Annotated in this window: 14 protein-coding genes; 1 reads left to right on the forward strand and 13 read right to left on the reverse strand. The window is 44.7% G+C overall.

The window, feature by feature from the left end; all coding sequences use genetic code 11:
* Positions 1–43: 43 nt before the first annotated feature.
* Entirely contained in the window at positions 44–2020 is a 1977-nt protein-coding gene (locus ACFOEE_RS06120; protein ID WP_377122017.1) for a DNA internalization-related competence protein ComEC/Rec2, read from the reverse strand.
* A 261-nt stretch (positions 2021–2281) separates the two neighbouring features.
* On the opposite strand from ACFOEE_RS06120, the gene ACFOEE_RS06125 reads away from it, so the two are divergent.
* Complete coding sequence (locus ACFOEE_RS06125) at positions 2282–2791, forward strand: DUF2062 domain-containing protein (RefSeq protein WP_377122020.1); 510 nt, start codon at positions 2282–2284, stop codon at positions 2789–2791.
* Positions 2792–2920: 129 nt separating this feature from the next.
* On the opposite strand, the gene ACFOEE_RS06130 is transcribed toward ACFOEE_RS06125, so the two are convergent.
* The 12 genes from ACFOEE_RS06130 to ACFOEE_RS06185 all read right to left on the reverse strand — a co-directional run bounded on the left by ACFOEE_RS06130 (position 2921) and on the right by ACFOEE_RS06185 (position 23318).
* Entirely contained in the window at positions 2921–4645 is a 1725-nt protein-coding gene (locus tag ACFOEE_RS06130) for a DUF3466 family protein (protein WP_377122023.1), read from the reverse strand.
* A gap of 8 nt (positions 4646–4653) precedes the next feature.
* Complete coding sequence (gene uup, locus ACFOEE_RS06135) at positions 4654–6558, reverse strand: ATP-binding cassette ATPase Uup (protein ID WP_377122026.1); 1905 nt, start codon at positions 6556–6558, stop codon at positions 4654–4656.
* A gap of 1 nt (position 6559) precedes the next feature.
* Positions 6560–6784 carry a glutaredoxin family protein gene (locus ACFOEE_RS06140; protein ID WP_377122029.1) on the reverse strand — a complete coding sequence of 75 codons (225 nt, stop codon included), beginning with the start codon at positions 6782–6784 and terminating at the stop codon, positions 6560–6562.
* Positions 6777–8888, reverse strand: coding sequence for a bifunctional 23S rRNA (guanine(2069)-N(7))-methyltransferase RlmK/23S rRNA (guanine(2445)-N(2))-methyltransferase RlmL (gene rlmKL, locus ACFOEE_RS06145; protein WP_377122032.1), 2112 nt, complete (start codon positions 8886–8888; stop codon positions 6777–6779). Before rlmKL ends, ACFOEE_RS06140 begins: the two co-directional genes overlap by 8 nt.
* 56 nt (positions 8889–8944) lie before the next feature.
* Positions 8945–9472, reverse strand: coding sequence for a cell division protein ZapC domain-containing protein (locus ACFOEE_RS06150; RefSeq protein WP_377122923.1), 528 nt, complete (start codon positions 9470–9472; stop codon positions 8945–8947).
* A gap of 121 nt (positions 9473–9593) precedes the next feature.
* Positions 9594–10604, reverse strand: a complete 1011-nt coding sequence (gene pyrD, locus ACFOEE_RS06155; RefSeq protein WP_377122035.1) for a quinone-dependent dihydroorotate dehydrogenase — start codon at positions 10602–10604, stop codon at positions 9594–9596.
* 134 nt (positions 10605–10738) lie between these two features.
* Positions 10739–15577, reverse strand: a complete 4839-nt coding sequence (locus tag ACFOEE_RS06160; RefSeq protein ID WP_377122038.1) for an NAD-glutamate dehydrogenase — start codon at positions 15575–15577, stop codon at positions 10739–10741.
* Positions 15578–15779: 202 nt separating this feature from the next.
* On the reverse strand, positions 15780–18110 hold the full coding sequence (locus tag ACFOEE_RS06165; RefSeq protein ID WP_377122041.1) for an efflux RND transporter permease subunit: 2331 nt from the start codon (positions 18108–18110) through the stop codon (positions 15780–15782).
* Positions 18110–19153 (reverse strand): WD40/YVTN/BNR-like repeat-containing protein, encoded by a 1044-nt coding sequence (locus ACFOEE_RS06170; RefSeq protein WP_377122044.1) that lies wholly within the window; start codon positions 19151–19153, stop codon positions 18110–18112. The genes ACFOEE_RS06165 and ACFOEE_RS06170 overlap by 1 nt, the downstream gene beginning before the upstream one ends.
* A gap of 125 nt (positions 19154–19278) precedes the next feature.
* The gene (locus ACFOEE_RS06175; RefSeq protein WP_377122047.1) at positions 19279–20646 is read right to left on the reverse strand and encodes a DUF1329 domain-containing protein; all 1368 of its coding nucleotides are present in this window, start codon (positions 20644–20646) and stop codon (positions 19279–19281) included.
* An 11-nt stretch (positions 20647–20657) separates the two neighbouring features.
* Entirely contained in the window at positions 20658–22775 is a 2118-nt protein-coding gene (locus tag ACFOEE_RS06180; protein WP_377122050.1) for a DUF1302 domain-containing protein, read from the reverse strand.
* Positions 22776–23096: 321 nt separating this feature from the next.
* Positions 23097–23318, reverse strand: a complete 222-nt coding sequence (locus tag ACFOEE_RS06185) for a DUF2835 family protein (RefSeq protein WP_377122053.1) — start codon at positions 23316–23318, stop codon at positions 23097–23099.
* Between the last annotated feature and the right edge of the window lies 1 nt (position 23319).

A 23319-nucleotide genomic window follows, 5' to 3' on the forward strand; every position in this document is an offset into this window, starting at 1 on the left:
AAAAAGACGCCTATTGTAGCCTTCAAGCATAAAAAACAAAAATTTAATTGTCCAAAAACCATAAGCTGGGATGCATCCTTGCAGTTTCAACAGTGATTTTATCGTTATGAATATTAAATCTAATGTCGCCTTGTAGCGCAGTATCCCAAATGCTCGCTCCACTATGCTGATAACGGGCTACCACTTGTGGATGAGGAATACGCCAAGGACTATAAAAAGCGCGCGAAAACACCACATGCTTAGCCGCGACTTTGGTAACAAACTCTGGCGATGATGAGGACTTCGAGCCGTGATGCGGCGCAACAAGAATATCAGCATACAACTCGTCCATCGCAACAAGTTGCGATTCAGCTTGCAGTTCAATGTCACCACTCAATAATATTCGTGTCTTGCCATCGCTAATACGCACCACACAGGAGCTATTATTATCTTGTTTAAGTGGAATTCGCAGTGGCCATACAATTTCTACCCGCAACGACTGCCAAGTATATATCCCTGTTTGGCATGGTAGCTCTGCATTACCTTGATGGAACTGCTGTAAACTCGCTTGTAGCCCCGCCTTATAGAGTGCAGGCAACCCGCCGCTATGGTCTTTATCGGGGTGGCTGACTATCACAGTCTGCAAAGCGCTACCTTCACGGGTTAAATAGGGTAACAAAGCCCTATCTACATAATTGACTCGACCAAAATGGCTGGGGCCTAAGTCATAAATGAGCGCATGATTATTTTGCTCAACCGCAACCATTAAACCATGCCCGACATCAAATACGACAACTCGCCAAGTTGGCTGCGGCATGAACCAATGATAACCAACGAGCACAGCCAACAATGGCAAGCTCAGCCATCTTACCATTGGCACCAATGCCAGTATTATTACTAGGTAGCACACCAGCACAGTATTAAGCGTAAGCCAAGGTAAATTGAGCCAGCCCCACTCTGCTGGCAACTGCTCGGCTTTTGCAAATAGCACACTTAGAGCAACATCAAGCAGTGGTAGGCAAAACAGCGTATCAAACAGCGCCGCATACAACACATCTATTAAAATTGCGGGAAACAACACGAGAGTAACCAACGGAATAGCGACTAAATTCACCAACAAACCAATTATGCTTACGCCAGCAAAAATATGGCTAGCGGCTGGTAATAACACCATAAAAATACTCAACTGGAACAACAGCAACTGCAAAGCCGCTGCACTTATTCCAGACTTAGGTCGTCGAACATGGTACATCTGGATAGTCATTAAAATGGCGATAACCGCGAGGTAAGATAAATAAAGTCCGATATCAAGCACAGCGAAAGGGTCAAGCAGTAACACCACAACTAGCGACCAAAACACCGCACGCCAACTAAAATAGCGCCCATCTGCGAGATAACAAATTGCCATCACCAGCAGCATGCAAAAGGCCCGTTGACTTGAAACCGCAGCACCACTTAAATAAACATAACTTAAAGTCAGCAGTAAAGCTGGCAGCACTGCGAGCTTACGCATGTTCAAATGTTGTGAACGCACGGTCACAACCACAACGACACTCAGCCCAACCCTTAGGCTAAGATGCATCAGCAAATAAACAATACCAACATGCATGCCGGAAATAGCCAACAAATGACTAAGCCCAAACTGGCGCATCAAGGCACTTTGCTGAGGTGGATTTAAAGTTCTATCGCCACTGAGTAAACTATAGTAGAGCCAGTGTTGTGTGAGTTCGCTAACATGTGCTGACCACCAAGTACGCCATTGTCTTGACCACGTAGTGGGTTGCTGGCCAGTTTTGGAAAAGGACAATACTTTGCCTTTAAGCCTGATTTTGTCTCTAAATGCTTGTAGCTCGCTATTGCGGCCATGGAAATGGCGTTTACTGCGATACAGTTTTAGCCCGACCAGTGCAGAATATTGAGCGCCTGGTTGTAACACATCCCCGCTCGGAAAAGTTAAAAACGCATTGGCTTTTCGGCCCTTTTCATCTGTGAGCGCCGCAATAACGTAAGGCGCAGGTTCGGAGTTGACTATTTCTGTCACAATCAGCTGATATCGTGAAGGCTCTGTAACCCAATCTGAGACATGGGAAAATTGATAGCACGTCTGCCAATACAAAATTACATACAAAATCGCGCAAATAAAACCTAACACAAATTTATAAATGGGCTTAAAATACCCTGTCAGGACCAAGATAACGACAGCAATAGCCGCAAAAGACCAAGATTGCCACAGCAATACGGTGGTGGTGCTGCCGCAAAGGAAACCCCAACATATCAGTGTAGAAGTAGATGGTTGCATGCTATGGCAAAAAAAACGATCCAACGCTTAATGCCCGATCACAACAAGATCAAAGAACAAAAATCGCTTAAGATCTTTGGTTCTCTCCTCCATGATGCCAATCTGTGGCATTTAAATCGCCGCTCAGCTCGCGGTGCGTTTGCAATTGGATTGTTCTTCGCGTTCATCCCTGTTCCTTTTCAAATGGTACTCGCCGCTGCGCTCGCTATTCCATTACGAGTGAATTTACCTTTGTCGATTGCTTTAGTTTGGCTTACAAACCCTTTAACCATGCCGCCGATATTTTATGGTGCCTATTTAGTTGGTGTCGCCGTGTTAGGTCACGAACCGCAGCCCTTTGCATTTGAAGCCAGCTGGCAATGGTTAACCGAAAGTTTAAGCACCATAGGGCCTGCATTTATTGTTGGTTGTTTAGTCTGTGCAACGGTCGCATCACTGATTGGTTACTTCGGTATCGATTACCTCTGGCGCCGCTCAGTAAATAAAGCTTGGGACTCACGCAGTAGCCGTTAAGCTTCAATCGCAACAACTGTTGTTGAGACCAACCTAGCGTATGCTCTCAACAAACCAGCTTAAAAGCGCAGTTATAAAGAGTACAGACATAAACAGTATAGATATAAAAAAAGCCCTCTCGGGCTTTTTTTATTTAACTTGGCGACGACGCCAAGCAACTAAAGGTGCTAATAATACAGTGAGCCAACCCCAGCTGGCAGACTGACGCTCGTACTTTTCAACTTCTGGCGCCAAGCAACTTTCAACTTCACCGCTGATAGGTGTCAATACTACTGGTACTGCAATACTCTCGTATTCTGTCTTACCATCAACATCTTTGACCACATTACCTAGCGAATCACGCTTCTCAACCGTCTTTGTTGCTGTACCATAAATCACATTACCGTCTGTGATCTTGTTCGCTTCAGCGACTGTGTACTTAAAGTTTTCACCTGTGGCTGGATCTTTACATGGCAGTAAGTTGTTAATGTTAGTGATTTTCTCATCACCGATTTTGTACAGGAAAGCTTCGCGACGCGAATTTTGCGTATTGCGGTCAACCTCAGCTTGGCCAACCAGCACACCCGCATTGTTGATAGAAGTCACCGCAACATCTGAGCCTGGGAAGAAACCTTGAATATCTTTAGACTCGCCAGAGTCAATATCGTAGTAGAAACCGACCACACTTCTTGCACCACCGGGAATTTCCCGCTGCTGGAACCCAACCATAACGTTATGGTCGTTGATATCCGTTGCTTTACCATTCTCATATGATTTAATGACTTTGGGTGCAGCATGGAACCCGCCGTCTTTGAAATAACCCGCCACGATATGCTCGTAATCTTTGTTATCCTCAAAACGTACAGGTGAAAAGCCTACGGCTATGCCATTTTTGTTAATGGCCAGCGCACCGCTTACATAAGCGCCTTCTTCATTATCGTTTGGCGTTAAGCCTAGGCCTAAATCTGTCGTGTCTACCACATTAAAGTTTTGGTCTAGTTTCCAAATATAACCATTGGTCATAAAGAAACTACCAAGTTGGCGAATCCAAGTACAAACCGCCACGGACTCATCTTCACCGTCACAGTTGTCATCAAAAATTTCCTGAGACGCTTTGGCAATTGCCACTGAACTTTGACCTGCCACTAAATAGCTACCGTCGTCTAGTTTGGCAATATCCATTGCTTTAGACATGCCACCAAACTCGGTATATTTTGGCTCTAAGGTAATTTTCTCACCCGTTGGTGTAATAACTATACCGCGCGAGATCCATGGTGTTTCAAAGTACAACTTTTCTTCGTTATCTTTATTGGTAAACGGCTTTTTACTAAAAGGTGCTGTGCCCCAACCCGCCATAACACCATCGTCGGCCAAAGCATTGAGAAAGTTTGATACAGAACGAGTTAAGCCATCATAGTCGCTTGAAGCAACATCAAATAACACTTGTTCTTGAGTCGAATTACCAATGTAGCGAATAGCAAAACCATCAACCAATTTTTGAAACTCTGCATTGTTCGCTCGGTTAGCTAAAAAACGCACCATAAAATCATTGGCATCAGCGTTAGTGGCAGCAGCACCATTTTTAATGTCTTCCAGAGTAAAAGTGATGGTTTTATCAATAAGTTCAAACTCACCTTTTACGTCGTCGTAAAATTTTTTGATGGTTGAATCATCAAAATCAATATAACTGACGTCAATCGGGCGATTAAAGTTACCACGCACTTGGCCTATCATATCGCCATTGTCATTGGCATCTACCACGTAAGTGTGTTTAGCACCCGAGTGAAGAGGTAATTCGGTTAATTGATAAGTTGCAGCACTCAGTTGGCCGGATACGGCGGCTAAAATACTGGCTGCAAGTACTGATTTTTTCATTTTCTTCCTTACGACTGATTCTGTAATGCTTCGAGTTCTTCCCAGCGATTAAATGCGGTTTCGAGCTTCGACTCTAGCTCTGCTAAATGGTTCAATGCAGCTTGCGTTGTCGCAGCATCTTGTTTAAAAAACTCTGGTGAGTTAACCAACTCTTGTTGTTGTTCAAGCTCAGCTTCAAGGGCTTCCACTTTACCCGGTAATGTCTCTAATTCAAGTTTTAACTTATAACTGAGTTTATTACTGTTTTTCTTTGTTACCGCTGATTTAACAGTTTCAATTGGGGTCTGTTTCTCAGCAACTTTTAACTCTTGCTTTTGCGCTGCTAAATAACGCTCACAATCACTGTAACCACCAACGATTTCGGTAATTTTGCCATCACCTTCAAATGCCCATACCGCGCTACAGGTATTATCAATAAACTCACGATCGTGACTTACGATTAATACCGTGCCTTGGTATTGGTCAATAATTTCCTCGAGAAGTTCCAAAGTTTCGATATCGAGATCGTTGGTTGGTTCGTCCAGGACCAACACGTTGGATGGTTTTACAAACAATTTGGCCAATAGTAAACGGTTTTTCTCACCACCACTCAATGCTTTTACTGGGGTGCGAGAACGTGCTGGCGGAAATAAGAAATCCTGCAAGTAACTAAGCACATGACGACTGCGGCCACCCATCATCACTTCTTGCTTACCTTCAGCAACGTTGTCTTGTACAGTTGCCTCTTCATCAAGTGCCTGACGATACTGATCAAAGTAGGCAACTTCAAGATTCACGCCTTGCTTGACTTTGCCTTGCTCAGGTTGCAAGTCACCAAACAACAACTTCAGTAAGGTCGTCTTCCCAACGCCGTTTGGCCCAACTAAACCAATGCGATCGCCACGCATCACAACCGTTGAGAAGTCTTTCACAATCGGCTTATCTTTAAAGCCCATTGCAAGATGCTGCGCTTCAAACACCAACTTGCCAGAGCGGTCGGCATTCTCGATATTGAAATCGACTTTACCAAGTTGTTCAACCCGTTGCTTACGCTCCACGCGCAGCGCTTTTAACGCCCTTACACGCCCTTCGTTACGGGTACGGCGAGCTTTAATGCCTTGACGGATCCACGTTTCTTCTTCCGCGAGCTTTTTATCAAACAACGCGTTTTGTGTTTCTTCAACCTTCAAGTCGTGGGCTTTTTGCTCAAGATATTTGGCGTAATCGCCAGGGTAAGAAATCAATTGACCACGGTCTAAGTCCAAAATACGGGTCGCCACTGCGCGGATAAAGGCACGATCGTGAGAAATAAACACGATGCCGCCTTTAAAGTCTTTCAGCAGTTGCTCAAGCCAAATCACCGAAGCCATATCTAAATGGTTGGTTGGCTCATCCAGTAATAACAAATCTGGCTCGCTAACCAAAGCTTTAGCAAGCGCAACCTTACGTAACCAACCACCGGATAGCGACTCAAGGCGCATATTTGGCGTTAAATCAAGCTGCGCTAGCACCAATTTGATACGACTTTCAAAGCGCCAACCATCTACAGCTTCCAATTGTGCGGTGAGACGCTCGAGTTGCTTAAGTAGCGAGTCTGTTTGAGAGGTTTGTAATGCATCGCTGACATGATGAAATTCTATCAATAATTCAGCCACCTCAGGCAAACCTTGGGCAACATAATCAAACACACTACCGTGAACCCCTTTGGGCGGATCTTGCTCTAATCGCGAAACTTTCAGGCCTTGCAAACGGTTTATTTCACCATCATCGAGAATAACCTGACCACCCAGCACTTTGAGGAGCGTTGATTTACCAGCACCATTGCGCCCTACGATACATACGCGTTCGCCACTACTGATCACCGCCTCGGCATTGTCCAGTAATGGGTGCGTTCCAAAGGCAAGCTGTGCCTTACTGATACGAATTAAATCCATGTTAATCTAAAAATTCTTCTAATTGTTGTGAGGTAAACGGCCAACCCAGCTCGGCCCCAGTGTCCAACCGCTGCACCACAGGAATAGTAAATTGATACGCTGCCATTAGCGCACTGTCTTCCACTACATCCCTAAGTTCAACCGCTGCGGGGATGTCCGCTAACATGGCTAGAGCCATTTCACAAAGATGACAGCCCTCAGTGTGGAATAACGCCACCTTAACCATGGGTAATAAGCCAGCTATTGTGAATTTGTTTATTGCGTTTAAAATCTGGCGAAATAGTCTGATCAGAGATGTTTTCCGCTTTTAAACCTAGTCCCATTAAGCCCACTTCATCCATTTTAAAACCGCGTTTATTATTTGAGAACAATAACACGCCTTTTGGACTTAAGATTTTCTTAACCCAAGTCATCAGTTGAATGTGGTCGCGCTGGACGTCAAACACTTCCTGCATCCGTTTAGAGTTTGAGAACGTTGGCGGATCGAGGAAAATCAAATCATATTGCCCTTGAGCATGCTCAAGCCACTTCAAACAATCTGCCTGCTCAAAACGAAAACGAGGGCTACGTAAGCGGTTTAAAGCGAAGTTTTCTTCAGCCCATTTGAGATAGGTTTTTGACATATCCACAGTCACCACAGATTTGGCGCCGCCCACAGCTGCATGCACCGATGCGCTGCCGGTATACGAAAATAGGTTCAAAAAGCGTTTGTCTTTGGCGTGTTGTTGAATATAGCGACGCGCCAAACGGTGGTCGAGGAACAGCCCAGTGTCTAGATAATCAAACAGGTTTACTTTAAATTGCGCACCAAACTCAGTGACTGTCATGGTACGGTCTTGACGGCTTAACACTTGATATTGCTCTTCACCTTTTTGGCGCTTGCGCACTTTCACAGCGATGTTTTCGGGAGCTAGCTCAAGTGTTTGCGCAGTCAAACTAATGACGTCCTGTAAACGCTTTTCTGCCACATTGTCGTCAATATTTTTCGGCGCCGCGTATTCATAAATCACTGCATGGGCTGGATAAATATCAACTGCCACATTGTATTCTGGGATGTCAGCATCATACACTCGGTAAGCTTCTATCTCGTTTTGCTTGACCCAGTTTTTCAATGCTTGTTTGTTCTTTTTCAAACGGTTTGCAAATGCGCTTGAACCTTCAAAGTGCAAAGTCGTAGCGCGATGCGTTTGCGACACCTGACGCGCATCGAGTTGATAGGTGTTTAGTACCACATCAAGTGGGCCGTTTTTAAACTTGTAGCTTTTGGCTTTTACCAATTTTAACAGGTTAAACAAGCTATCATCTGTGCCAAGCAGCGCCACCTGCCAATCGGCATAATACTGCTTTAATGCACCACCGATATTGCGATATAAATTCACCAGCTCAGCCATACCACCTAAACGCTCACCATACGGTAAGTTAGACAGTATTACCCCTGGGCGTTTTGCAACTAAATTAAGTTTACTGGCATCTTGCAGGTTAAATTGAATGCGCTCTGCAAACCCAGCTCTACGGGCGTTTTGCTTTGCAATATCCAGCACTTTTTCGTCAATATCAGAACCAATCAACCATAAGTTTTGCTCGACTTGCTGAGCTTTTAACTCATCTTTAAGTTCTTTAAATTTCGCAGGACGAAACCCTGGCAAAGTTTGAAACGCAAACTCTTTTTGCAAACCAGGAATTTGCTTTAGCGCCATACTTGCAGCTTCAATCAATAGCGTGCCTGAGCCACAACAAGGGTCAAATAACGGTTTGGTCGGATCTTGTAACCAGCCACTGCGCTTGACGAGGGCAGCCGCCAAATGTTCACGAATCGGCGCTTGGCCTTGTTTCGTACGATAGCCGCGGTCAGACAAACGTGGGCCTGAGTAATCAATATAAATTGCTGCTTGGGTTTTATTCAGTTTGCCAACAATACGCACATTCGGAGTGTCTTTGCTGACATTTGGTCGCTCACCAGCCACTTCATTGAAATAATCGACTACTGCGTCTTTGACTACCATGCCAGAGAACTGGCTGTTTTTCAGCAAAGTATTAGTACCATTAAATTCAACGGCGAAACTTTGTGAGACGCCGAACCAATCCTGCCAAGCAACCTGCTTCACTAACTGATACAGCTCGTCTTTACCTTTAACGTCGTTGCTTTCCGTGAGTAATAACATGACACGAGTAGCAAAACGCGACATTAAACAGATTTTTTGCGCCAGCAGACTGTCCGCTTCAAAGCGCACCGAACCGATAGTTTGCTTAACAACTTTGGCACCCAGCTCAGTGAGTTCGTCCACCAACAAAGTTTCGACCCCAATCGAGGTCAGTGCGATAAATAGCAACTTAATAAACCCTTTTTAATTCAAACGGGCTGAGTATACCACAAGTTGCCGCAGTCCTAAGCAGATTGCGCGGATTTCTGTGTAATGATGAGGGGGTGGATACGATCGTTCAGCACTTTAATCGCTTGGAATGGCTCAAGCACTAAATGCTCATCTAAATGATAAGGTCCTTGTAGGTTAATACAGAGCGACGCTTCTGCACCACAATCAACTAACAAAAATTCACCTTGTTGATGGGCACTTTTGAGTACTACTATGGCGTCACTAATAGCCGTACCACCTTGATAAGGTTTAAAAAACCAGCTCTTTGCCTGCATCGGTAGTAAGTAATATTTTGCCGCAGTCGCGTTGAGTGCGATTTGACAGATCTCCGGCTCACGCCAGACACCAAATTGCTGTAAGTATTGAAAAACTTGATTGTAAAACGCCGCATCTTGAATACTGAACGCCGGATTGTCGCGCGTATCTTCCGTCAACTGACGAAGTTTAAAAGGCGTGACTAATTGAAACTCTCCGAGGTCCACAAGCAAACGGTTTACTTCTTCTGAGTAAATCCACTGCCAATCTTTTGATGCTTGCACAATCAACTCCCGTGCGCTGTGCGATTTATTTCACTAGTGCACGGGAGTATAACGCGAAATACCGCGAGTTGAAATTTTTTATAATAACAATTTGTTTCGGATCATTTTGTTATATGACTGATCTTTATAACGAATCTACGATCGATTTGACCAGACCTGGTCCACGGTAGATAAAACCTGTATAAACCTGCACTAACGATGCGCCTGCATTGAACTTTTGCTGAGCAGATCCAGCGTCGTCGATCCCACCTACCCCAATGATCGGCAGCTTACCTTCAGTGATCCTCTTCAACTCAGAGACTACATGAGTTGATTTCTCACGTACTGGACGGCCCGACAAACCACCCGCTTCGTCCGCATGTTGTAAACCTTTCACCATACCACGCTCTAATGTGGTGTTAGTTGCAATTACCCCATCAATGCGGTTTTTCATCAACGACTCAGCAATTTGGCTAAGCTGGACAGCATCCACATCTGGCGCAATTTTAACTAACATAGGAACATTCTTTTGGTGTTTAGCAGTTAAATCCATTTGCTCCGCTTTTAAGCTTTCGAGCAAATCGTCCAACGCTTCACCGTATTGCAAGTCTCGTAAACCTGGGGTATTTGGTGAAGAGATATTCACTGTGATGTAGCTTGCGTGTTCGAATACTTTACGCATACAGTGAATGTAGTCATCCTTACCTTGCTCATTTGGCGTATCTTTATTTTTGCCAATGTTTATCCCCAAAATTCCACGATATTTCGCAGCCTTGACGTTGTTAACTAGATTATCAACCCCTTTGTTGTTGAAGCCCATACGGTTGATAATAGCGTCAGCCTGAGGTAAACGGAAAATACGTGGTTTGTCGTTACCCACCTGCGGGCGCGGTGTAACAGTCCCGACCTCGATAAAGCCAAAGCCCATTTGCGCAAAAGCATCGATACATTCTGCGTTTTTATCTAAACCAGCAGCAAGACCCACTGGGTTTTTAAACTCTAGGCCCAAAAACTGCACAGGCTTGTCCGCAACCGTTTGAGACCAAGCTAAGCTCAGCGGTGTGCCAGCAAAACGGCGAAGGTTTTCTAAAGCGAATTCGTGAGCCCATTCTGCATCTTTACTAAACATAAATCGGCGTGCTAAATCGTAAAACATGAAAACTCCTCGGTAAGTCAATCGCAGTAATATTGATTACTTCTATTTGTAAAAAGTAATGAATATTACGCGCCTAAAAATAGACAGAAAAAAAATACCCCAGTTAAAACTGGGGTATTTTAGCGTTTTTACAATTATTTGGAAGTGTCGCAGTTGTGGCTTAACAACATCAGCTCGCGCAATGCAACTGAGAACTTCGCAAAGTCGTGGCTTTGTGAAGTTTTGAACTCAGCCAGCATTTGCTTCCAGCGTTGTAGCAACAAGGTGCGAGCATCCATCCAAGCGTCGATTTGTGCTTCAACATCGGCTTTGTCTGTAGTGAAGCCATTCAGAGCCACTTCAGACAATGAACGTTGTTGCCAATCTAGCTCTTCGCGGTATGAAGCGCGTGCCAATGCTTGCCAATGGTTCGCAACCGGCTGCTTGGTGATCTGATCTAAGAACCAGTGGAGGCCCATTTTCGCACCTAGCTTGAAGTAAGTCGCAGACACTAAACCGATATCGCGACCAGTTTTGTGTGCTACTTCAGCTAAATCCATCACAGAGAACAAGCTAGATAGCGACTCAATACGTAGTGCGATGTGCGCAGGTACGCCTTGCTCTTCTAGTGCGCGCGCTGCATCACCGATACGCTCGCTTTCTTGTGCTTCCATGTAGTTATGGAGGTTAGCACTCAAGTCTTTAAAGGTTGGTTTAAAGAACTCGATTGACTCAGCAATCGTTAGTGCTTTGTTGCGGTGACGTAAGAACCAGCGGGTCGCACGGCGTACTGTACGACGTAACTGGTACAGCATTTCTGTTTGTACTTCAGCTGGGATCTTGTTATCAAGCGCCGCAATTTCACCCCAAGTTTGCTTCATCTCGAACACTTCGCTGGCGATTGAGTAGCACAACGCGATTTCTGCATCTGAGGCACCCGTTTCTTCGTGCATACGCACCATGAAGTTCAAGCCCATGTCATTGACGATGGCGTTGGCCAATTTCGTTGCAATGATCTGACGGCGCAGAGGATGGTTGTCCATCGCCGCATTGAACTTCTCACGCAGTGGCAGTGGGAATGAATTCACTAAGAACTGGCGGAAATATGGATTTTCAGAGATTTCATCCGTTACCAGAGTTTCTTTCAGTACCATCTTAGAGTAAGACACCAGTACCGATAGCTCAGGACGAGTTAAGTCTTTACCTGCTGCAGCGCGCTCTGCCAACTCTTCATCAGTTGGAATAAACTCGATAGCACGGTCCAACTTGCCCATTTTCTCAAGTGCATGGATAAAACGCACTTTTTCTTTAAGCGTGTCAGGACCTTTTGACTTAGTAATAGAAAGTGTATGTGTTTGACGATAACAGTCTTTCAATACCAATTGTGCTACTTCGTCTGTCATGCTGTACAGCAACTCATCGCGTTGTTTACGCGTTAAATCACCTTCAGCAACTAGCACGTTCAGTAGGATCTTGATGTTAACTTCGTTATCCGAACACGCCACACCACCTACGTTGTCGATAAAGTCAGTGTTGATACGACCGCCTTTTGACGCGTATTCAATACGACCAAGCTGGGTTGCACCTAAGTTACCACCTTCGCCTACAATCTGTGCACCGAGTTCTGCGCCATTAATACGTAGCGCATCGTTTGCACGGTCACCTACGTCTGCGTTGGTTTCTTTAGAATGCTTGATGTAAGTACCGATACCACCGTTCCAAAGCAGGTCTACTGGCATCATGAGAAGTGCTTTGATAAGCTCGTTTGGCGTCATTGTCGCCTTCTTCGTGCCAAGCATTTTCTTCATTTCGTTGGTCAACGTAATGGCTTTTGCTGCACGCGAGAATACGCCACCGCCCTCAGAGATTAGTGACTTGTCGTAATCTTCCCAGCTTGAACGTGGCAGTTCAAACATACGTTTACGCTCTGACCAAGATTTCTCTGCATCTGGATTTGGGTCAATAAAGATGTGCATGTGGTTAAACGCAGCTTGTAAACGAATGTGTTTTGACAACAACATACCGTTACCAAATACGTCACCGGCCATATCACCGATACCTACTACTGTGAAATCTGTAGTTTGACAGTCGATACCAATTTCGCGGAAGTGACGCTTCACTGATTCCCAACCACCACGAGCTGTGATACCCATTTTCTTGTGGTCGTAACCAATTGAGCCACCTGACGCAAACGCATCACCCAACCAGAATTTGTACTCTTCTGCAATACCGTTAGCGATATCAGAGAAAGTTGCTGTGCCTTTGTCAGCCGCAACAACTAGATATGGGTCGTCTTCATCGTGGCGCACTACGTTAACTGGTGGCACGATTTCACCGTGAACAATGTTGTCAGTAATGTCTAACAAACCACGGATGAAGATCTTGTAACACTCTTGGCCTTCTTTGAAGAATGCGTCACGCTCAGTTGGCAGCTGTTTACACACAAAACCACCTTTCGAACCTACCGGCACGATAACAGTGTTTTTCACGTTTTGCGCTTTAACTAAGCCTAAGACCTCGGTACGGAAGTCTTCACGACGGTCTGACCAACGTAAACCACCACGCGCAACTTTACCACCACGTAGGTGAACACCTTCTACGCGCGGTGAGTATACGAAGATCTCAAACGCAGGTAGCGGTAATGGCATATCTGGAATGGCGCTTGATTTGATCTTGAACGAGATATAAGACTTGTTCTTATCGTCAGCGTCTTTTTGATAGAAGTTGGTGCGCAGTGTTGCCCCAATCATATCAACATATAAGCGAATGATACGGTCATCGTCTAGGTTCGCAACGTTCTCTAGTTCAGCATGGATAGCTTCAACTAGTTTCTCAAGTTGCTTTTCGTTAGCTGGTTTTTTCGGCGAGAATTTCTTCGCGAACAAATCAGCAATCATAGCTGCGATGTGCGGGTAATGCTCAAATGTGCTTTCGATATAGTTTTGTGAGAAAGTCACGCCGATTTGACGCATGTACTTAGCGTATGCACGTAGAATAGATGCTTCACGGCCTGTCATGCCACCTTGTAGCACTAAACGGTTAAAGCCATCGTTTTCTAAGCGGTTGTACCACACGTTCGTTAGCGCCGCGCGGAAACGTGCCGATACTTTGTCAAAGTCAGTGATGTGCTTGCTGTCTAAGATCATTGAGAAATCCATGATCCAGTTTACTTTGCCATCATTGGTTTTAACTGGGAACGGGGTTTCACCGATAACACGTAGACCAAAGTTTTCCAACATTGGCATAACGTCTGACAAGTGGATGGGTTCCGCTTTGTGGTACAGACTCAAACGTACGATAGAGGTATTCGCTTCTTCCTGTGGACGGTAGAACAAAATCTCTAATTTGTTTTCATCGTTTAACTGTTCAAGCTTATCGATGTCTACCACTGCAGCACTTGGCAATACTTGATCTTTGTAAGCATGCGGGAAAGCATTGCTGTACTTACGCGTTAATTCATTCCCACGCGCTTCACCGTTGCCTTCAAGCAACGCGCTTTGCAGTTTATCTTCCCAAGTACGGGCTGCTTCTCTTAGGTTGTTTTCGATGTCTTTCACGTTAATTTCGATGCTGTTGTCCGCAACGCGAACAGTATAATGAGTACGGGCTAAGGTTGATTCAGAGAAGAAGGTGGTAAATTCCACTTTTTCTTTTGAGCCAAACGCGTTTGCCAATAGGGCTTGAGTTTCACGACGTAACGCAGTGTTGTAACGTTCACGCGGTACATACACCATACAAGAGAAGAAACGGCCATAAACGTCTTTGCGCACAAACAGACGGCACATGTCGCGCTCTTGTACTTGTAGTACCCCAGTTGCTACTTCAAGCAATTCACTTTCGCGCGCCTGAACTAGTTCGTCACGCGGGTAAGTTTCAAGAATATTTAATACCGCTTTGTATGCATGCGTGCCAACGGCGAAATCACACATATCCATAATACGGTTGATCTTGCTCTTCAATACTGGCACATCACGCGCACTGTTATTGTAGAAGCTAGAAGAGAATAAGCCGATAAAACGGTCTTCACCGACTACATTTCCGTCTTTGTCAAAACGCTTGATACCCACATAGTCGATATGCGCTGGACGGTGCACGCGAGAAATTGAGTTGGTTTTAGTCAAGATCAATAAATTGCTACTACGCGCTTCTTTGCGGGCGCCTTCTGGCAAACTGGATAATGCAAGTACCGCATCATCGTCAGAGTTTTTCATCAAGCCAAGGCTAGTACCTGCAACCGCTTTTAATTCATAGTCGCCTTTTACTGGCTTTAAGTCATACTGACGGTAACCCATGAAAGTGAAATTGTCTTTCACAAGCCAGTCAAGAAATTCAGCGGCTTCTGCAACCTCTTCAGGGCTGCATTTGTGCGGGCGAGTTGGTAGTGATTTGGTTACTTCAATAAGTTTATCGCGAATTGGCAACCAATCTTCTACTGCAACTGAAACGTCCTGCAACGATGACTGCAATTCTGCAGTAAAGCGTGCAATCACCTTATCATCAGTTTGACGGTCGATTTCGATAAAGAAAACCGTTTTTTTCGACGTTGATTCTTGTTCAGCTTTAAGGTTTGAAATGGCAGTGATAGCGCCTTTGTCGTTACGTTGGATCTTCAGCGGGCTATGAAGCAAAAGGTGAGAGACGATGTTTTCGCGGTTCATAGCCATACGAACAGAATCCACCAAGAAAGGCATGTCTTTCACGATAATTTCAACTATGGTATGAGACGATTGCCAACCGTCTTTTGCCACTTCAGGGTTGAACACACGAATGACTGGCTCATCCGAAGTGTTTTTCTCTAGAGAGTTCCAGAGACTGAGTGCAGCGCCATAAAGATCACTGTCGTTACGTTTTACCAAATCCTCTTTAGACATATTGCTGTACAAGGTTTTGGCAAATTTCTCAACGAGTGACACATGTTCGGCGTGAACTTTCTTTTGGATCAAATTGCAGACATTATCGAGGATAACCGATGCTTGACCTTCATATTGTGTCATTATGTGTTCCTTAATCTAAATCACCTTTGAACGGTAGATTTTGTGTACAGCCATTTATTAGCGTGGAGTCAGGTGAATTTTAACCTTTCTGACGCTAATAAACAGCTTTTTCGACGAAAACATTTCAAGCTTTTCAGCCGTTTGCTCATCTATTCACAAAATATAGATATAAATCGTGAAACCCGACTTTTTAATGGAACATTTATTCACAATCTTTTTTCTGGTCAGACCAGATAAGAGCGCCGATTGCTGGTAAAAGCAACACTGCACCGAGCATATTGACCAAGAACATGAAGGTCAAAAGTATGCCCATATCCACTTGGAACTTAAGCGCGGAGAAGATCCAGGTACTTACACCAACCGCTAACGTGATCCCGGTAAAGAGCACTGCACTGCCCCGTTCTGCTAACGCATTACGGTAAGCAACACTCAACGCAACTCCTTGTTTTAACTGCCCTATCATAGAAGATAGGATGTAAATACCATAATCCACACCAATACCCACGCCCAGTGCTATAACAGGCAGTGTTGATACGGTTAAACCAATTTCTAAATGTACCATGAGCGCTTGCGCTAAGGTCGAAACAATATAAAGCGGCAATACCACGGCTATTGTTGCTCGTAAGCTCTTAAAACTTAACAAACAAAGCGCAATAACGGCCCCATAAACATAGACCATCATTGGTAATTGTGCAGCTGCGACTGATTCATTTGTCGCTGCCATTACACCAATCGGCCCAGATGCCAGTTTAAAAGCAACCGTGTCAGATCCTTCTTGTGCGGCAAAGGTTTTAATTGCGCTTATCACGCTGTCAATGGTTTCAGCTTTATGATCTTGCATAAAAATAATAATCGGCATCACCGAACAATCACCATCGAGCAAGCCTGTGCTGGTCTCTATCCGTGACGTGGCTTGAACCAAACTCGCTTCGTTGCGGGGTAACACCTGCCATTTCAAGTTGCCTTGGTTATAGCCGGCATTCACAGCCTGTGAAACTGAGCTCAGCGACACCACAGATTGCACGCCCGGCAGATTCTCAACACGCCATTGGAAACGGCTGATCCGCTCCATGACATCGTGCTCTGTACAAGCTGCAGGATACGCTTCAACTATCACCTTCAAAATGTCTGAAGAAATGGTATATCGGTCATTAATCAAGAAGGTGTCTTGGTTGTACCGTGCACTTTCATGCAGTGCCGGCGCGCCAGCATGAAGGTCACCAATGCGCATTTTTTCTGACTGCCAGTATCCAACTGCAAACAAGGCCGCTGAGAGCAGTAAAATGACCACAGCCACCTTTTTATCTGTCGCTTTGACTAACAGTTCACGCAACTCGGTGAAATAATGGTGGGCTCTACTATGACCATCATCGACGCGATGAATGTCACTGGTTTTATAATAAGAGGCAAGAATTGGCAGTAACACTAAATTGGTGAAAATGATCACCCCTACCCCTAAACTCGCGGTGATCGCCAGCTCACGAATAATACCAATATCTATCGCCAGTAAGGTTAGGAAACCGACTGTATCAGAAAGTAATGCGATTCCACCAGGAATCAGCAGTGCTTTAAAACTTGCCTCTGCTGCAACTTTACTTGATACCCCTTCGCATACTTTTTTGCCAATCGCGTTGATCATTTGCACGCCGTGCGAAACACCAATCGCAAATACAAGGAATGGCACTAAAATAGACATTGGATCTAAACCAAAACCCAGTACCGATAGCAAACCCATTTGCCAAACCACCGCAATCAGTGAACAAAGGATAGGTAGCAAGGTGAGTTTTAAACTCTTACAGAATAGCCATACCATGATAAAGGTGAATACAATCGCGATGGCAAAAAATAACACCACGCCTTTTGCGCCTTCAGCGATGTCCCCTGCCATCTTCGCAAAGCCAATGATATGAATACTGACTTTATCTGTACTGAGTGGCTCACGAATTTGTGACTCAAGCTTACTGGCAAACGCCAGCGTATCGAGCTTTTCCTGCGTTTGGGGGTCAATTTCCATCAGCTGTGCAGTAACCATCGCACATGAATAATCAGAGGCTACCATACGCCCAACAACTTTAGCTTTTTCGATATTTTGTTTTACTACCGCAAGGCCCTCTGCTGTTGGGGCAAAATTGGCAGGAATGATGGGGCCACCAGCAAAACCGTCCTCAACAACCTCAACAAAGCGTGCGCTCGGTGCGAAGATAGAGTTAACCAGAGGGCGATTTACCCCTGGAATAAAATACAGTTGGTCATGTACAGCTTTAAGCTGGGTAAAGAAAGGTTCATTAAAAATATCACCGTCTTTGTCACATACTGAGATGAGTATGCTGTTGGCACCACCAAACTGCTTTTCATGTTTTAGATACACTTTCATGTAATCATGGTTAAGCGGGATATTTTTGGTAAAAGCAGCATCCAACTGAATTTGAGTTGCTTTGAATCCTAGCCACACAGTCGTTAAAGCAAATAGGATCAAAACCACTAAACGGTGACGAAAAACCGCATGTTCGGTTAAATCTAAAAAGCCGCGCATTAGTTATTATTCTCCACAGTTTGCATGCCACTTTCTGTTGCCATAATTAACTTATCACCCTTGGCAACGGCAGCAAGAATAGACTTGCCATTTTTCATCGTTGTTGTCGTAACTTGCTGGCCTTTAATCGTAAATAGCACACCGCTATTGCCGACTAATATCTGGTGGTCTTGCAGCGTTAAAATACTATTGATAGTCATAGGTTTATCAATATTTAGCTGCTGCCAATTACCATCTTCAAGTTGCGCTAGCGGAATTTGAAACGCATTGCCGCGCAAACCTGCCACCGTCATTTGATTGTTTGCCACACTGACATCGAAAAAGGAGCCGTTGTAAAATTCAGGTAAACGCTGCCAGCTTTTACCACCATCTTGACTCTCAGCGACCAATCCCATTTCACCAACAATAAAGAAACGCTCACCTAGGGTGGTAATGCGATTCAAATGGGGCAGCATAAACTCCCCCTCACTACGATAAGCTTCAGGGTCGCTCTCTTTGATTTCATCTAAGTAGGCTTTGTCATCTGGATTAAGAAAGTCATCAACAAAACGGCTCTGCCAGTTTCGACCACCATCAGAGGTTTCGTAATACATGCCATAGGCACCTATCGCAACCCCATGCTTGGCATCGACAAAAGCAATGTCCAAACAAGGTTTTTCAATTTTGCTGGAGTAATGTTGGATAACCCAGTTTTCGCCACCATCTTCAGTAACTAGAATACTGGCGTCATGACCACATGCCCAACCGAGCTTTTGATCGATAAAATAAACTGAGGTTAGTAACGACTGTAGTGGCACATTGGCTTGCTGCCATTTTGCGCCATCACTGCTATAGATAATCGTACCATGTTTACCAACGGCGACAAAACGTTCACCATTGAAGGTCACGTCAGTAAATAAAGTGCGCTCTGGATGAGCGACATGTAAAGACTCTTGAGGTGCATTTGCACCCGGCTCGGCAGCTGTAGTTTGCGCGCTAACAGCAAGCGAGCTTGAGACTCCAAAGAACAGCAGCATTAGGCTGGCGCTTAGCTTATACATCATGATGAAGTTCTCTTGTCAGGAAGATCCGTGAAAGTTAATGTGAGAGACAAAACAGGCAAGCTAATGCTTGCCCGTTGCACGAATGAGCGCTGTAACCAAATACAGCGCCATGTGACTTAGCACGCTTAGCGCGTACCCTCACGACGTAGTGCATTTGGCGTGAACTCGTTGTCTTGGAATGACTGACTGAAGTCATACATTTTTTCTTCGTTATCTAAACCAATCGCAAGATAACGACGTGAGTTCAAATCATAGTACACATCCAAAGTACTCCAATGTGTTGGTACATCGTAGTAATTCAGGCCGTGTGCCATGGCAACACGATACATTTGGTCGCGGTTATCGTATAGATCAGCGACATGGATCTGCCAGCTGTCTTCGTCAATGAAGAACACACGCTTCTTATAAATGTGACGAGTGCCTTCTTTGAGGTTTGCTTCCACCACCCAAACACGGTGCTTTTCATAGCGCACATGCTCAGGATTGATATGACCCGCTTTGATAATGTCATCATACTTCAGTTTATCGCTATGAAGCTTATAACTGTTGTAAGGAATGTATAGCTCTTGTTTGCCCTTGAGCGTCCAAGTGTAACGGTCTGGTGAACCGTTAAACATGTCAAAGTCGTCAGTAGTACGTAAGCTATCTGAAGCGGTACCTGGTGCGTCATATGCAACGTTTGGTGCACGTAACACACGGCGTTGCCCGGTGTTATAAGTCCATGCTTGACGTGGTGTTAAAACTTGGTCCATAGTCTCATGTACCAACAGTGCAGTACCTGCCAAGCGTGCCGGCTCAGTAACCGCTTGTTTGAACTTAAAGAGAATATTCGACTGTTGTAGCTCTTCTGGTGTTGCTGCTGGGTCAGAATATTTCACCAATAATTGTTCATCAAAGCCAATGATTTTGTAGTCACCAGATTCAGTTGGCATTGCCTGACCACCAAAACGCGCAATCGACAAACCGCGGTAACGCAACAAGTGGTTCCAAATAACTTCTAAACCCGTCTCTGGAACTGGGAATGGAATACCGATCGCGGTGTTTTTAATCCCGTTGCCGCCTTCGATAAGTTCGGCAGTAGTCGCGTACTTTTTCGTCGCATCGTAAACGAATTGCGGGTAAGCCGCACTGCGACGGGTTTGATAAATGTTCATTTTGAACGTATCAGGATACGTATTGAACATCGCTATCTGACCTGGGCTTAAAAACTGCTTGTATTTATCTAGGTTAGACTTATCAATCGTAAACAGGACTTTGTCATCTGGATACGGATCTGGGTGGTGCATGCCTGGCTGAAAACCAGCAACTGGCTTAGTGATACCACCTTCCCAGCTCGGGATAGAACCATCGGCATTACCCGCTTTTTCAGCACCAATAGGAGTTAAATCCTGACCAAGGCGTGCAGCCTGCTCAGGGGTAATTTTTGCCAGTGCTGCAGGCACTGAAAATAAGCCAACTAGGGCTGCGGCAATTAACGTAGGTTTCTTAAACATACAATTAGCCCTTAAATAGAATACTTGATATTGAAAGACACGAAATCACGATCTGCAAAGGTGTTGGTTGCGCCACCACCCCAGAAGGCGTTATAGCTAACATCGAACGACCAAGTATTTTGATAGTTAAAGTTCAATGTCACACCGAGTGATTTACGATCTTCGACAAACAGGAACATTGGGTCTGGTGTGGTACCATTAACATCGTGTGAGAACACGATACGCGGCGACATGTTAATACCAGCATAAAGGTTGTTATAATCACCTTTGGCGATCAGACGATAGCCCCATGATGTCGCTGTGGGGAATGGATTCACTTCAGGGCCGTTGGATAGACCAGTATGGATCACATCGTATTCACGACCTGGAATACCCTCGATAGTACCTGAGCGACCAGTACCTGCTACGTTTAAACGCAGTTCATCATACTCAGGCATGTCTTTAATGGTAACAATACCCGCTTCGGCAATGACTGCCCAGCTATCAGCACCAAGCGATGGACCAAACAAATGGGTCGCAGCAAATTGGAACTGCATGGTATCGCGTTCAATATAACCTTGTGCGATTTCACCAGGGCCCACAGCAGAAATGGCTGCACCATCACTTAGTTGCGAAATACCAGCAAAATCAGGACGGATACCTGCAACTGCAAGCTGCTCTGCCATACCTGCGTAAAGTAACTCTACGTCATCAATTTGCAGTGGCTCACCGCTACGGTAAGAGAATTCACCGGCAAATGCTGTTTCACCTACAGTGGTGTTAAAGCTCAAACCGTACATTTCAATGTCTTCTGGATAGGCAATCACAGCTTTAGTGAAAGCATTCAAATTCGTGACATTGTCTTCTGTGATAGTGTTTTGACTGATATACGCTAAATCTTGTGCCAAAGAAGCCTGGGTAAAGTTAGACGCTTTACCGGAAATAAGCGGCACACGACTATGATAATTTACGTAGTACAGACCGAACTCTGTCTCATTCCAATCTGCAGCGTACCAGCCTAATTTAACACCGTATTGGCCTGCATCTTTTGGTTCTTTCTTACCGTTGTCACCTTTGCCTTTTAACGCCACTTTAGTTGGGTAAGCAAGGTACATTTGCGCTAGTAAAGACTGAGCAGCAGCGCTTTGTAACACGGCTGGATTGCTTGCATCTAAACCACGCGATACCAACGCGCCTTTCCACATCGTGTCAAGGTTATTGAGCACTGAAGTCAGGTGATAGAGATCAATATCTGGGTTCGAAGTAAAGCCCAACTGCACGTTCTGTGCATAGCCATTTTCTGACGCAAAATCGTTCGTCGAGAAGTAGCTACCTGTTGCTGGCAGGCGAGTTTCTTGCCACTGATATTGATAGAAAGCTTCTAACGTCAAGTTTTCAGTCAAACCCAATGATGCCCAGAACATACCGACAGGAATAAAAGCTTCTTTAACTTCTGCACCAGCCGCTTTCAAACGATCAATATCAACAGGGTTAACGTTAATTCCGTGCGAGATCAAAATACTTTCGCCCCAGTTGATCACTTGTTGGCCAACGCGTACTGACAACGGGTTTTTACCATTGTTCAAATCAAAGTTTGCCCAAACAAATGCGTCTAAGAGACGGAAGTCAGAACACACTTGCTTTTTTGTTTCATCGTCTTCACAAGGATCAACTTTCTTGCCAGAAACAGGATTGGCATACGCGAAATCACCGTCTTCCATTGCAAAGTCATAGAAGTACATAAAACGCGAAAACACACCCCAGTTGTCTTTGCTTATCGACAACTCATGCGTGCCTTTGATGAGCTGAGAAAAGGTGTCGCCGGCGTCAAAATTTAAATCACCCGCATCACCATTGTTTGAGTAGGCACCCGGTTGAGACCAAACTTCAGCAGAACTGTAGATGGTATTGCCGATAGCTGCATTGTAACCGGTCCAGTCGAAGCGCGGATGGTTACTCTTACCGATGAACTCGAAGTCTCGGTCTTCCGTACGGATACTTTGTCCGTAAGAGAAGGTCGAATCGAAAGTTACATCAAATTCGCCAACTTGAAAACTTGCAGCATGAGTAGCCGTGCTTGTCGCGGCGAGCAACGCAGCACTAAGACCGAGTGTGAGTTTATTTTTCACAAAGTGCAGTCTTGTTGTCATTATTTCTCCCCCTTATGGCGGGTAATTTTTATCAAGTTATTGTTTTTTGTTGTCGTAACGATAGAAGCGAATTCGTAAAAATACAAATTGTACGCGTCAATCGGTGTCGTCGCTTTTTCGTATTTGTTGACTAAATCCGTTTAAATTTCATTCAAAATCAAAACCTAACCGCCAACAGAACTTAATCTTGCCATATTTTTTGTTGGTAAGACGTCCAACCAGATAAGTTATAACACGTAATTTAAGTTTAGAACAAACCCATTTAACAAAAATACAATATTAATCAGCACTTGAAAGTAAAAAGTGACGTAGTTTCTACACTTACGTCACTTTTTCAAGACTAACAAACTGATTACTATCATTAAGAATGAGGCGAAATCGACCACGGACACCAATTGTGGAGATAAATGGTCGGACGCGACTGGCGGGAAAGCGGATTTTTTTTCCGCCGTCCTCAACCACCTGGACATAATCAATAACACCTTGATAATAAGCCATACACTGCGCATGGCTTAAATCCAAATAAAAGAAAAACTCCCGCATG

This window comes from Pseudoalteromonas fenneropenaei, assembly GCF_042643375.1.
In the GTDB taxonomy this organism is placed as follows: domain Bacteria; phylum Pseudomonadota; class Gammaproteobacteria; order Enterobacterales; family Alteromonadaceae; genus Pseudoalteromonas; species Pseudoalteromonas fenneropenaei.